Source organism: Sphingopyxis sp. (genome assembly GCF_965279725.1).
Lineage (GTDB): Bacteria > Pseudomonadota > Alphaproteobacteria > Sphingomonadales > Sphingomonadaceae > Sphingopyxis.
On record NZ_CBDIIL010000003.1, the window covers coordinates 1,381,304 to 1,394,433 of the forward strand.

10 protein-coding genes and 1 pseudogene are annotated in these 13,130 nt (G+C 62.3%); 9 read left to right on the plus strand and 2 right to left on the minus strand.

The features are described 5' to 3' along the window. Positions 1-19: 19 nt before the first annotated feature. Positions 20-1,312, minus strand: coding sequence for an acyl-CoA dehydrogenase family protein (locus ACQY6T_RS15645; RefSeq protein ID WP_428632259.1), 1,293 nt, complete (start codon positions 1,310-1,312; stop codon positions 20-22). A gap of 40 nt (positions 1,313-1,352) precedes the next feature. Then, entirely contained in the window at positions 1,353-2,105 is a 753-nt protein-coding gene (locus ACQY6T_RS15650) for a glucose 1-dehydrogenase (protein ID WP_428632262.1), read from the minus strand. 270 nt (positions 2,106-2,375) lie between these two features. On the opposite strand from ACQY6T_RS15650, the gene ACQY6T_RS15655 reads away from it, so the two are divergent. The 9 genes and pseudogenes from ACQY6T_RS15655 to ACQY6T_RS15695 all read left to right on the plus strand — a co-directional run. Further along, the gene (locus ACQY6T_RS15655; RefSeq protein ID WP_428632264.1) at positions 2,376-4,643 is read left to right on the plus strand and encodes a TonB-dependent receptor; all 2,268 of its coding nucleotides are present in this window, start codon (positions 2,376-2,378) and stop codon (positions 4,641-4,643) included. A gap of 11 nt (positions 4,644-4,654) precedes the next feature. Beyond that, on the plus strand, positions 4,655-5,389 hold the full coding sequence (locus ACQY6T_RS15660; protein ID WP_428632267.1) for an SDR family NAD(P)-dependent oxidoreductase: 735 nt from the start codon (positions 4,655-4,657) through the stop codon (positions 5,387-5,389). After that, the gene (locus ACQY6T_RS15665; RefSeq protein ID WP_428632269.1) at positions 5,377-6,408 is read left to right on the plus strand and encodes a phosphotransferase family protein; all 1,032 of its coding nucleotides are present in this window, start codon (positions 5,377-5,379) and stop codon (positions 6,406-6,408) included. The genes ACQY6T_RS15660 and ACQY6T_RS15665 overlap by 13 nt, the downstream gene beginning before the upstream one ends. Further along, a complete protein-coding gene (locus ACQY6T_RS15670) occupies positions 6,408-8,039 on the plus strand; it encodes a long-chain-fatty-acid--CoA ligase (RefSeq protein ID WP_428632271.1) in 1,632 nt (543 codons plus the stop codon). The genes ACQY6T_RS15665 and ACQY6T_RS15670 overlap by 1 nt, the downstream gene beginning before the upstream one ends. After that, the gene (locus tag ACQY6T_RS15675; protein WP_428632274.1) at positions 8,036-8,743 is read left to right on the plus strand and encodes a TetR/AcrR family transcriptional regulator; all 708 of its coding nucleotides are present in this window, start codon (positions 8,036-8,038) and stop codon (positions 8,741-8,743) included. Before ACQY6T_RS15670 ends, ACQY6T_RS15675 begins: the two co-directional genes overlap by 4 nt. Before the next feature lie 262 nt (positions 8,744-9,005). Beyond that, complete coding sequence (locus ACQY6T_RS15680) at positions 9,006-10,163, plus strand: CaiB/BaiF CoA transferase family protein (RefSeq protein WP_428632275.1); 1,158 nt, start codon at positions 9,006-9,008, stop codon at positions 10,161-10,163. Positions 10,164-10,223: 60 nt separating this feature from the next. After that, complete coding sequence (locus tag ACQY6T_RS15685; RefSeq protein ID WP_428632277.1) at positions 10,224-11,894, plus strand: flavin-containing monooxygenase; 1,671 nt, start codon at positions 10,224-10,226, stop codon at positions 11,892-11,894. 494 nt (positions 11,895-12,388) lie between these two features. Further along, complete coding sequence (locus ACQY6T_RS15690; RefSeq protein ID WP_428632279.1) at positions 12,389-12,982, plus strand: efflux RND transporter periplasmic adaptor subunit; 594 nt, start codon at positions 12,389-12,391, stop codon at positions 12,980-12,982. Further along, positions 12,936-13,085 (plus strand): annotated as a pseudogene (locus ACQY6T_RS15695) (efflux RND transporter periplasmic adaptor subunit); the annotation flags it as partial. The gene ACQY6T_RS15690 and the pseudogene ACQY6T_RS15695, both read left to right, overlap by 47 nt. Positions 13,086-13,130: the final 45 nt, after the last annotated feature.

A 13,130-nucleotide genomic window follows, 5' to 3' on the forward strand; every position in this document is an offset into this window, starting at 1 on the left:
CTCCTTGCGCCGCGGCGCATCAGTCGAGGTAGGCGGCAAATTTCTGGCGCGCAGCGGCCAGCCGCGTCGGCACATGATAGCTGGGGAAGGGGCCCTCGACCGGGATGACGTCGCGCAAAATGTCCTTGGCGACACCGATCTTGTGAACCTCGGTCGGACCGTCGACGATCCCCATTTCCGGGACATATTGCCACATGTCCATCAGCGGGGTTTCGTTCGACATGCCGAGCGAGCCGTGGAGATGGAGCGCGCGATAGATGACGTCTTTCAGTACGCCGGGCATCGCCGCCTTGATCGCGCTGATCTCGCGGCGCACCGGGCGCGTATAGCTTTTGTCGCGGTCGAGCAGCCAGGCGGCGTAGAGCACGTGCAGCCGGAACTGAAGAATCTGCGTGTAGCTGTCGGCGATCTTTTCCTGCACCATCTGCTTGTCGGCCAGCCGTTCGCCCTTGGTGGTGCGGCTGACGACGCGCTCCTTCATATAGTCCATCGCCTTGTTCAGCATGCCGACCGTGCGCATCGCATGATGGATGCGGCCGCCGCCTAGCCGCGATTGCGCGACCTTGAAGCCTTCGCCGACCGGGCCAAGTCGGCTCGCCTCGGGCACGCGGCAATTGGTGAACCTCAGATAGCCGTGCACGCCGCTGCCGATCTCGTCTTTCGGACCTACCGCAGTGTTGCGGACGATCTCCAGCCCAGGCGTGCCTTGCGGTACGATCAGCATGGTCGAGCCCTGATGCACCGGAACTTCGGGATCGGTGATGACCATGACGATCAGGAATTCGGCGATGCAGGCATGGCTGGCGAACCATTTTTCGCCGTTGATTACCCATTCGTCGCCGTCGAGCCGGGCCTGACAGGTGAATTCACCGGGATCGGCCCCCGCCTGCGGTTCGGTCATCGAATAGCAGGAGACGATTTCGCCATCGAGCAGCGGTTGGAGATATTTTGCCTTTTGTTCGGCAGTCCCGAAGCGCGCGAGGATTTCGGCATTGCCGGTGTCCGGCGCCTGCGTTCCGAACACGACCGAGGCAAATCTGCTTCGTCCGAGGATTTCGTTCATGAGGCCAAGCTTTACCTGGCCAAATCCCGCGCCGCCGAGTTCCGGGCCGAGGTGACAGGCCCACAGGCCTCGCTCTTTGACGATTTGCTGGAGCGGTCGCATGATCTTGCGCGCCTTGCCAGCCGGATCGAATGGGTCTGCCGGCCCGCGAAATACGAGGTCTAGCGGTTCCACCTCCTCGCGCACGAACGCGGTCATCCAGTCGAGTTGGACCTGAAATTCGGGGTCGGTGGAAAAATCCCAAGCCATCAGCGGTTCGTCCCTTTGTCGTGCGCGCTCGCCATCACAATCATTGCCCCGCGTACCAGGCGCCATCGACCCACAGTTCGGCACCCGACACATATTTGGCTTCGTCCGAGGCAAGGTAGAGGCTGGCGTAGGCGATATCCATCGGATCGCCGACGATACCCATCGGGATCGATGCCTTGATCGCGGCATCCTGTTCGGGGGTGATGTCGCCCAGGATCGGGGTCTTGATCTGGCCGGGGAAGATGGTGTTGACGCGAATACCCTGCTTGGCAAATTCGAGCGCTCCCGCCTTGCCCATCACGCGTACCGCCGCCTTTGAGGCGTGGTAGGAAATGGCGTTCGCGCTACCGATGAGGCCATAGAGCGAGCTGATATTAACAATGGCCGCATTGCCTGCAGCAAGCAGGGCAGGGGCCGCAGCCTTCATCCCCAGAAACACCGCGGTCTGGTTGATCGCGATCATGCGGTCCCAACCCTGCTGCGTTTCATCGACAATCCCGCCGGGGTGGAAGATGCCGGCATTGTTGACCAGTGTTGTCAGCTGGCCGAACCGTGCGACGGCGTCGGCAACGGCTTTGTTCCAATTGTCGGCATCGGTGACGTCGAGATGAATGAAGGCCGCTTTGCCGCCTTCGCTGGCAATCGCAGAAACAACCGCGTTGCCTTTTTCGGCCTGCACATCGCCGATCAGCACCGACGCGCCTTCGCGGGCGTAAAGGATCGCTTGCGCTTCGCCCAGGCCGCTCGCGCCGCCCGAGATCAACGCCGACTTACCGTCCAGCCGGCCTGCCATTTTGCACTCTCCCAATCCGTCATTATCGTTGCGAATCTTGTTACACACTTACTAGATGAGAACAAGCAAGAATATTTTCTATGGCATCTTTGTCAAAATATATTGTTATATTTCATATATATAAACTGAAACTGATCAACATGTAATTGGCTTCAAATAAAATTTGCTTGTCGAAAGCAAGCAAGTGCGTCACTCTGCCCTTGGAGCGTGACTCGCGAGACCCGCACACTGCATTCGCGAGAAAATCATACGCCCGTCGATGGGAGAGAAATGATCATGATCGATCGCGTCAAAACCGCGAGCCTGCTCGCTACCGCTGCAATGATAATCTGTCCGGCATCGGCCGCGAGCGCGCAGGACGCGAGCGACGAAACGTCGGCGGCATCGTCGGGCGGACTCGAAGAAATCGTCGTCACTGCGCGCAAGCGCGAAGAAAGCATGCAGGACGTGCCTGCGTCGATCAGCGCACTGTCGGCAGGCGAGCTGGACAGACGGTTCGATTCCGACGTTCGCGACTTCGCCGATTCCTCGCCCAACATTGTCATCGATGATACCCAGCAGGGACCGGGCGGCGTTGCCGCCGTCTATATTCGCGGTATCGGTGTCGCCGATGTCGAAAAATCGGTCGACCCGGCGGTCGGCGTGGTGTTCGACGATGTGTATATCGGCCAAAGCTCGGGCAGCTTGCTGAAAGCGATCGACATAGATCGCGTCGAAGTGTTGCGCGGCCCGCAGGGGACGCTGTTCGGACGCAATGCCACCGGCGGCGTCATCAACCTCGCCCGCTCGCGCCCGACCTATGATTTGACCGGCAAGGCGCGGCTCACTTATGGCCGGTTCGATACCTGGAAGATCGAAGGCGTCGCCAGCACCGGATTGTCCGAGAATGTCGCGGTGAAGGTCAGCGGCGCTTATGAAAAGTCTGACGGCTATATCTTTAACCGCGTCCAGGACCAGCCCGGCCAACGGTCGAAATTCTACGCGCTGTCTGCCGCGCTGCTGTTCGAGCCGACCGACAATCTCGACATCCAGCTGAGCTATGATCATCAGAAGACGAAGCAGGATCCGCCGCAGCTGCTCGCGGTCAATCGGCCGACCGATCTGTTCTGCGTCGCTTACGCCCAATGCTCCCCTTCGCCGGGCGTGCCGACGTCGGGTGATCGCTATGTCAGCGTATCCGACGGCAGGCTGGAGCGGAATGCGACGTTCAAGCTCGACATGGCGATCGCCAAGGCGACCTATGACCTTGGGTCCGACATGCAGGTCGATTATATCCTCGGCTGGCTGAAAACCGACGAAGAAATCAATCAGGATTTCGATGCCGGACCGCAGACGCTGTATCATACGGACCGGCCGGCGCGCTGGCGGCAGACGACCAACGAACTGCGCCTGACCAAAGGCGGCAACGGTCCGCTGACCTTTGTCCTGGGCGCTTATCTGTGGGATTCGCGCTACACGATCAATCTCAAGAACTACATCGGCTTTGCTGGCCCGCCCCTGCTCACCAGCGCGCAGGACGTGACGCAGACCAACAAGTCCTGGGCGATCTATGGCGAGGGTGATTACGAGATTTTCGACAAGCTGACGCTGACCGTCGGCGCGCGTTATACGAAGGACAGGAAGTCCAGCATCGTCAACGACCTGCCGGTCTTTATCTATGGCACCACGGTCGAGGCGAATCCGATCGCGACCGTTCCGGGCTCGATCGTCATGGCCGCTCCGGTGAAGGAGAGCTGGAAGAAATTCACCCCGCGCGTTTCGCTACGCTATGAGCTTTCCGACGAGGCGATGGTCTATGCCTTATGGTCGCGCGGTTATCGCGGCGGCGGTTTCAACGGCCGTCCAGCGACCCTTGGCGCGGCGACGATTCCCTATGATCCCGAAACGCTCGATAACTATGAGGCGGGTTTCAAGACCGAGTTCGCTGGCGGGCGTGTGCGTCTGAACGGTGCGGCGTTCCTGATGAAATATAAGGATATGCAGCAGGACCTCGATGTCCCGGCGCCCGGCACGTCGACGGGCCGCGAGAACCGCACGATCAACGCCTCGTCGGCGGAGTTCAAGGGGGTCGAGCTCGACCTGACTGCGCGCCTGTTCGATGGTTTCACGCTGAGCGGAAACATGGGCTATCTCGATGCGAAATATAAGGATTTCTTCGGCGACATCTATAGCACCGGCACTCCGGTCGATGCCTCGTTCCTGAAGATCCGCCGCGCGCCGAAATGGACGTGGAGCCTGGGCGGCATTTACGAGGCCGACATCGGCAGCAATGCGTCGGCATGGATCGCGGGCGACGTCCATTATATTGGCGGGCACGAGATTACCTTCCTCAACAACCCGAACCTGCGCAACAGCGGCCAGTATCTGGTCGATGCGTCGATAAACGCGCGGTTCAACCAGACTACGGTCAGCCTGTTCGGCAAAAATCTGGCGAACGAAAAGGGCTGGACGATCGGTTACGACGTGCAAGGGGTGTGGAGCTACGCCGCGCCGCGGCCGCGGCGCACGTGGGGCGTTGCCCTGACCCAGGCCTTCTGAGCAGGGTCGGGATGACGACATCGCCGAAACCTGCGCCACGTCGGTGGGTGGTCACCGGAGCATCGCGAGGCTTGGGCCTCGCGATCGCTCGGCTGGCCGCCAGCAAGGGTGACCGCGTTACCCTCATTGCGCGGGGTGCGGACATCGATACCCTCGCGAAAGAGATCGGTGGCGAAGCCATCGGCCTGGTCGCCGACGTGACCGATCCGGCATCGGTCACGGACGCCTGCGCGCGGGTTGCCGACCAATGGGGCGGCATCGATGTCCTGATCAACAACGCCGGTCTCCACCGCGGCGGGCTGCTTGCTTCGCTGTCGCAGAGCGATTGGCAGTCGGTGCTCGACACCAACCTGTCCGGCCCGCTCAACTTCGTTCGCGCCGTCTTGCCGTACATGGGCCAGGGCGGGTCGATCGTGAATATCGGCGCGGTCGTCGGCCTGCGCGGTTTTGCCGGCGACGCCGCTTATGGTGCGTCAAAGGCCGGGCTGGCCGGGCTCACGCAAGTGCTCGCGGTCGAACTCGCGCGGAACGGTATCCGGGTCAATTATGTTATTCCGGGGCTAACCTCGACCGAAATGACCGCTGGCATATCGGCGCGCGCCAAAGCCAAGCTCGTGGCGAGCATACCGCTGGGCCGTGAAGGTACGGCCGAGGAGTTGGCCGATGTCGTCTGGTGGGTCGCGGGGTCGCCGTATATGACCGGCTCAATCATCTCGAACGACGGCGGACTGCTGTGCAGATTGTAAGCGATCCGGCCGAGCGGTTCGCCCGCTGGCTGGACCGTGAGGCCGGGATCGCCGAAGCGCGGATCGTCCGCCCGCTGACTGGCGGCAACGCCAATGTCACCAGCCTGGTGGAAACCGCCGATGGTCCCATGGTCCTTCGGCATCCGCCCGCCGATACCGTGTCCGACCTTGCCGGTGCCGGCATTGCGCGCGAGTTTCGCTTCATTTCGGCAATCGCGGGTAAGGCGCCGGTGGCTGCACCCGTTCTCTTCTGCAACGATCTCGCGGTGCTCGGCGCGCCGTTTTCGCTCACCCGCTTTGTCAGCGGCACGGCGATCACCGATACCCTGCCGTCTGCCTATGCGAACAACGTCGATACGCTCGACGCGGTGGGCCATGCGTTGATCGACGCGCTTGCCAGCGTCCATGCGATCACGCCGGTTCCCGCCGAACTTGGCGATGCCGAAAAGGCGCGGACTTTTGTCGGACGTCAGATCGAGCGTTGGCGGGCGGTGCGGTCGGCGCACGCTGTCCGCGATCTGCCGTTGATCGAAACGCTTGGCGTATGGCTCGCCGACAACGCGCCGCCGCCTGAGGCGGTGCGAATCGTCCATTGCGACTATCACCTCGACAATGTGCTGATGGACCCTGCTGTACCGGACGTCAGGGCGATCCTTGATTGGGAAATGGCGACGCTGGCCGATCCGATGGTCGATGTCGGGCTGGTCACCGCGATGTGGAACCGCGATGAAAGTCTGCCACTCGGTTTCGCCTTTGTCCAGCGCGTGTCGAATGTCGCCGGGGCGGTCGATGGCCGCAGCCTCGCACAGCGCTGGGCGCGCGCAACGGGACTGTCGATCGATCATCTCGGATATTTTCAGGCCTTCGCGCTCTGGCGCCTCGCCGCGATCGTCGAGGGCGCTTATGTGCTATTCCGCGAAGGGCAGGTCGACGGGCCTTATGAGCGCGGGCTTGAGCAGGATGTTCCGGCGTTGCTCGACGCGGCGCGGCGGATTGCGGCGGGCGAGGGGATGGCGTGATGGACGCGACCATGATGCACGAGCCGCTGGGCACCGCAGCGATTTTTGCGCATGGCGAGCGCATCCATGCGACCAGCCGCATCGGGCTGTTCGATGGCGCGCAGATGATGTGGCGGAGCTTTGCCGAGACGGCCGAACGTGCGCGCCGGTTGGCGGCAGCGTTACGGGCCGCAGGCGTCGGCGCGAACACCCGCGTTGCGACGCTCAGCTGGAATGACTTTGCCCATTTTGAGGCGTATCTGGCGGTCCCGGCGATAGGAGCGGTGCTCCACACGCTCAACCTGCGGCTGCATCCGGATCAGCTCCGTTTCATCATGGCGGATGCTGAAGACGCCTTGCTGATTGCCGATGGCACATTGCTCGCGGCGCTGTTGCCACAGATCAATTCGCTGGAAGGATTGGCGCAGGTCATTGTCACCGGGGACACCGGCGAGCTCGCCGGGCTGGAGAAGCCCTGCACAGCATATGAGGCCTTTATCGCGGACCATGCGCCGCTCGCCGAATTTCCAGAACCGGACGAGACCGCCGCCGCGGCGACGTGTTACACGTCGGGGACGACGGGGGATCCCAAAGGCGTCGTCTATTCGCATCGCACGATATTCCTCCACAGCCTCGCCTCGATGGCCGCCAATGCCTTTGCGCTCAGCGACCGCGACACGATCCTGCTGTTGCCGCCGATGTTCCATGCCAACGCCTGGGGGCTGCCCTATTCGGGCTGGCTCGCGGGCGCCGATTTTGTGCTGCCTGGCCCGCATTTGCAGCCCGAGGCGATCCGCCGGATGATCCGCGCCACCGCGCCGACCTTTACCGCGACTGTGCCGACCATCCTCAACGACTTGCTACGCGCCGATGCGATCGATCCGGTCGATATGGGGAGCTTCCGCGTCATTGTGGCGGGCGGATCGGCGGTTTCGGAAGGACTGATCGCCGATCTCGAGCGCCGCTGGAACGTGCCGCTGATCCAGGGCTGGGGCATGACCGAGACTAGCCCCTTGTGCGTCCTTTCGCACCCCCCCGCCGATGTTGGGCCCGAGGAGGCACGCCGTTTGCGCGCCAAAAGCGGGCGTCCGGTTGCCGGGGTCCGGGTGCGGCTGGTTGACGATCAGGACAAGCCGGTCGCCGAAGACGGCAAAAGCGTCGGGCGGTTGCAGCTGCGCGGGGCGTGGATCGCGCGCGGTTATCACCGCGGCGCCGGGGCGGGCGTGCTGACCCACGACGGCTGGCTCGACACCGGCGACGCCGGGACGATCGACGCGCGCGGCTATGTCCAGGTCACCGACCGGCTGAAAGATCTGATAAAATCGGGCGGCGAATGGATTCCTTCGGCCGAGCTGGAGAACCATGTCGCCAGCCTCCCCGGCGTCGATCTGGCGGCGGTGATCGGGGTCGCCGATCCGCGCTGGGAGGAAAGGCCGCTGGCGATCGTCACCACGCCTGACGGCACACGGCCCGATTTCGCCGGCCTGCGGTCGGCGTTGCAGGGGCAGGTCGCACGCTTCTGGATTCCCGAATATTGGGCGCACGCCGCCACGCTGCCATTGACCAGCGTCGGCAAGATTGACAAGCAGGCACTTCGCGCTGCCGTTGCAAACGGCCAGACGGGTTTTGAAAGGGTTGACGAATTTTCATGAACGCATCGTCTTCGATGAAAGGCAAGGCGTCGCTGCGTGAAGTGACCGAGAGTCATCGCGAAGAGCCGGTCAAGGGACGCGCCAAGCCGCGCGCCAGTCGCCGGACGCAGGCCGAACGCACGGCGCTGTCCGACGCGCGGATGTTCGATGCCGCGATGCAACTGATCATCGAGCAGGGAACGCACGCGACGACGCTGAAGGCCGTCGGCGAACGCGCCGGCTATTCGCGCGGGCTGGCGTCAAGCCGCTTCGGATCGAAGGACGCGCTGTTCGGGCAGCTGGTGCTGCATTTCAACACCAGCTGGACGCAGGAACTGGCCAACAAGGTCGGCACGCGCGGTGGCGCGCAAGCCTGCCTTGCCGCCCTGCGCGCGGTCGAGGGCTTTCTGGCCAGCCACTCGGGTTACATGCAGGCGATGTACATCCTGTGGTTTGAATCGATCAGCTCGCACAATGACGTGCGCGACCATCTTGCTGCCTATCATGAGATTTATCGCCGCGATGTCGCCCATTGGGTCGAGGAAGGCATCGTCAGCGGTGAAATTGACGCTGTGGTCGACGCCGAATGTTACGCATTCGGTTTCTGCAGCTTCATTTTCGGGACGATCTACCAGTGGCTCGTCGCGTCCGACAGCGTCGACCTGCCGAAACAGTTCGAAGCCTTTCGCCGCTCGACCGCGAAAGCCTTTGGAATCCCCTACTGATTCTCTCGGTCGGGCCACAATAAAATCGACAAACCAACGGCTTATGCGCCAGTTTTTGCGCTTGATTTTCTATTTGCTAGACGCTAGCAAGTAAATGGTGAGATGTCGTTGACGGCACCCCGAATTGTGGGAGAGTAGGCTTGGAGCAGGCTGTCGATCCGCCGCGATTGCGGAGCATGAGGGGCCATTTGGCAACCATGCTGGTGCCGACGTGCGCCGCACAGCGCTGGCCCGAAGCCCACATAGCCGAAATGCAGAACGGATGAATCGCCCGGATCGTATCGACGGTGGTTTGATGCGGCCCGTGCTCGACGGCGTGCGTGTCATCGAACTGGCCGGGATCGGCCCCGCGCCCTTCTGCGCCATGATGCTCGCCGACCATGGCGCCGAGGTGATCCGGATCGACCGACCCGGGGGCAGCGACCCGCTGGCGCAGGATCAGCGGTGCGATGTGCTGCTACGTTCGCGGCGGTCAATCACGCTCGACCTGAAGCAGCCCGAGGCGATCGAGATCGTGGCCAAGCTTGTCGAAACCGCCGACGGCCTGATCGAAGGGTTCCGGCCCGGGGTTGCCGAGCGACTGGGGCTTGGTCCCGACATCTTGATGCAGCGCAACCCCGCGCTGGTGTACGGGCGGATGACCGGTTGGGGGCAGGATGGCCCCTTGTCCGACAAGGCGGGCCACGACCTCAATTATATCTCGATCAACGGCTGTCTCGGCGCGCTTGGGGCCGACGGTACGCCGCCACCGCCGCCGCTGAACCTGATCGGCGATTATGGCGGCGGCGGCATGATGCTGGCCTTCGGCTTTGTGGCGGCACTGCTCGCGGCGCGGCAGAGCGGCGAGGGGCGGGTGATCGATTGCAGCATGGCCGAGGGATCGGCGGCGTTGATGGCGGGCATGTGGTCGCTGACGCACAACGGGATGTGGGACAAGGGACGCGGCCAGAACCTCCTCGACGGGGGCGCCCCCTTTTATGCCTGCTATGCCTGCGCCGACGGGGGTTTCGTTGCGATCGGCGCGATCGAGGCGCAATTTTACGCGCGGCTTGTGGAGGCGCTGGGCCTTGACGGCGACCCGCTGTTCGCCGCGCAGCACGATCACGCGCGATGGCCCGCGATGAAAGCGCGGCTGGCCGAAATTTTCGCGTCGGCGCCGCGGGCGAGCTGGACCGAACGATTGTTGCATCGCGACTGCTGCTACACCGAAGTGCTGACGATGGCCGAGGCGCCGATGCACGATCACAATCGAGCGAGGGGCAGCTATCTTGAGGCCGATGGCTGGATGCAGCCGCATCCGGCGCCGCGCTTTGCGGACACCCGGGTCGTCGCGCCCCGGATGTGGCAACGCGATTCCGATCGCATGGAAATTCTCGCCGAGATCGGGGTCGCCGATCCCGATCGCGTGGTGGCCGAATAGAAGCTTTGAGGAAAAATGACGGGCGCCAGTCAAGGTGCCGTCAGATTATTGGAGAGTGTGATGACGACGACGAACGCCGATGCCAGCGTGGCCACGAAAAATCGCGAAGACCAACCCGCCCTGGACTATGACGCGATCGTCATCGGTGCCGGCTTTGCCGGGCTGGCGCTGATCCATTATCTGCGCGAAGAAGGGCTCAATGTCCGCGTGTTCGACCGCGCATCGGACATCGGCGGCACCTGGACGTGGAACCGCTATCCGGGCGCGGCGACCGATAGCGAGAGCTATTATTACTGCCTGACCTTCTCGCCAGAGTTGTTGCAGGAATGGTCGTGGTCGAAGCGCTATCCGGGCCGCGAGGAAACGCAAAATTACATGCGGTTCGTCGCCGACAAATGCGACATGTGGCCGCACATCCAGTTCAACACCGAAATTGTCGAGGCGGAGTATCTGGAATCGCGTGGCTGCTGGCAGGTCACGACCGGCGACGGCGACGTTTATAGCTGCAAATATTTCATCAGCGGGATGGGGATGATTTCGGAACCTATGATCCCGAAAATCCCCGGCATGGACCGCTTCAAAGGGCCGATCTTTCATTCCTCGCGCTGGCCGCACGAAGGGCTGGATTATGCGGGCAAGAAGGTCGGCATCATCGGCGCGGGCGCGACGACGGTGCAGATGCTGCCTGTCGTGGCGGAAACCGCAGGCAGCGTGACGGTGTTTCAGCGCACCCCCAATTATGTCCTGCCGGCCATGCAGAAAGAGATGACCCCCGAGTGGGAAAAAGAGATCAAGGACAATTACCCGGCGATTGTCGCCAAGTGCCGCAATCACGTGTTCGGCATGGCGTTCGACAGCCCGGTCGGACGCAACGTGATCGACACGCCGCCCGAGGAACGGCAGCGCATCTTTGAGGAAAACTGGACCGGCAGTTTCCGCTGGGTTTTCGAAACCTTCGATGACCTGCTCGCCAGCCCCGAAGCCAACCGGATGGCGGGCGACTTCATCGCCGCTAAAATGCGCGAGCGGGTCAACGATCCTGCGCTCGCCGACCTGCTGACGCCGAGCTTTGACGATTATCCGCTATTCGCCAAACGCCCGCCGCTCGATCACGGCTATTTCGAAGCCTTCAACCGCGACAATGTGCATCTGGTCGACATCCGGAAGCGCGAACCGCTGGTCGAGATTACCGAGACGGGGGTGCGCACCACGCTCAACGACTATGAATTCGACATCATCGTCCTGGCGACGGGCTTCAAGGCCTATACCGGCTCGCTCGAAGCCTTCCCGATCCGCGGTGAGGGCGGCCAGACGCTGCGCGAAAAGTGGCAGGTCCAGTCCTCGTCGATCATGGGGGTGTGCGTCGCCGGTTTCCCCAACATGTTCGTAGTCACCGGCCCGCAGGCACCTTTTGCCAACCTGCCGACGTCGATCGAGCAGAATGCGATCTGGATCTCGCGCTGCGTCGCCAAGATGGAACGCGAGGGTTTCGACGTTTTCGAACCACGCGATGAGGCCGAGCGCGAATGGACCGCGGCTACCGCCAATATTCACGGCCAGACGCTGATGGCCGAGGGCGACAAGGTCAATTCCTGGATGATGGGCGCCAACCGCGACGACAAGGGCGCGCGCGTGCTGATCTATTTCGGCGGCGCCAATCTCTATTATGACGCGCTGGACCAGTCGGCGGCGGAAGAGTTTCCCGAGCTGGAGTTCAAAAAGCTGTCTTAGGGGGGCGCCGCGTTGCAGCACTGGCTTGCCCTTTGTGCGGCTCGTCAAATGGAACAGGCGGCAGCGATCGCAGCGATGGGGCGAAGCGGTATTTCGGCGCGCCGCGCAACGACAAGCGCCTCCTCATCCGATCGATAGGACTGCTTCTTTTTGCAAATGCTGAGCCTGGTGCGCGTGGTACCCCATCGCGAAAGAGCGTGAACGACTGCTTTTCGCACATCGGGACCCGAGAGCGGAATGCCTGTTTTCGGCCAAGTTCAGCAGTGGTGCGGGTCGGTGATCAATTGCGGGGCTTCCTCGGCTACCACTTTGCCTTCCAAAGATTTCAGCCGTTCGCAAAATCGCTCTGATCATGCCAAAGGTGCGCAGCCAATCCCGGGTTCCGCTTGAGCAACCGCGATTCGAACAGGCTGAAAAAGGTGAGGGAAATGCTGCAGAGACTGCGCGGGTGGATAAACAGGCATCGTTTCTGGTCGATTGCAATCGGGTTGGTCGTGGCTTTCGCTCTCTACAAAATTCTGTCGCCAGCACCGCAGGAGTATGAATATGTGCTCGATACGGTCGAGCGCGGCGATGTGAACCGCGTCGTATCCGCGAGCGGTAAGGTTCGCGCTCTCAACACGATCAACGTCGGCGCCGAAGTGTCGGGCCAGGTCACGCAGGTCTTTGTCGATTATAATTCGCCGGTAAAGAAAGGGCAGCTCCTTGCGCTGATCGACCCTACCCGAGTCCAGGCGCGGGTCCAGCAGGGCCAGGCGCAGCTTTCGCTCGCCCGCGCCGGACTCCAGCAGGCCGAAGCAAATGTCGCCAAGGCGGAAAATGACTTCCTGATCCAGCAGCGCAATTACGCGCGGCGCAAATCGCTCGCCGGCAACGGCTTCGTCTCGAAAGCCGATCTCGACACTGCCGACGCACAGCTCAGCGCCGCGCGGACCGCGGTCAGCGGTCAACAAGGCGCAAGTGTCGAGCGCGCGCGCGCAGATCAGTCAGGCAAGCGCCGAATTATCGTCCGCGCAGCTCGACCTGTCGCGGACTCGGATCATCGCCCCCTCGAACGGCGTCATCATCAACAAGCTTGTCGAGCCTGAATCGACCGTTACCGCGGGCTTCCAGACGCCCAATCTGTTCGAGATCGCGACCGACATCACCCAGATGCAGATCGAAGCTTCGGTCGACGAAGCCGATATCGGTCAGGTCAAGGTGGGACAGCCCGTCAATTTCTCGGTCGACAGTTAT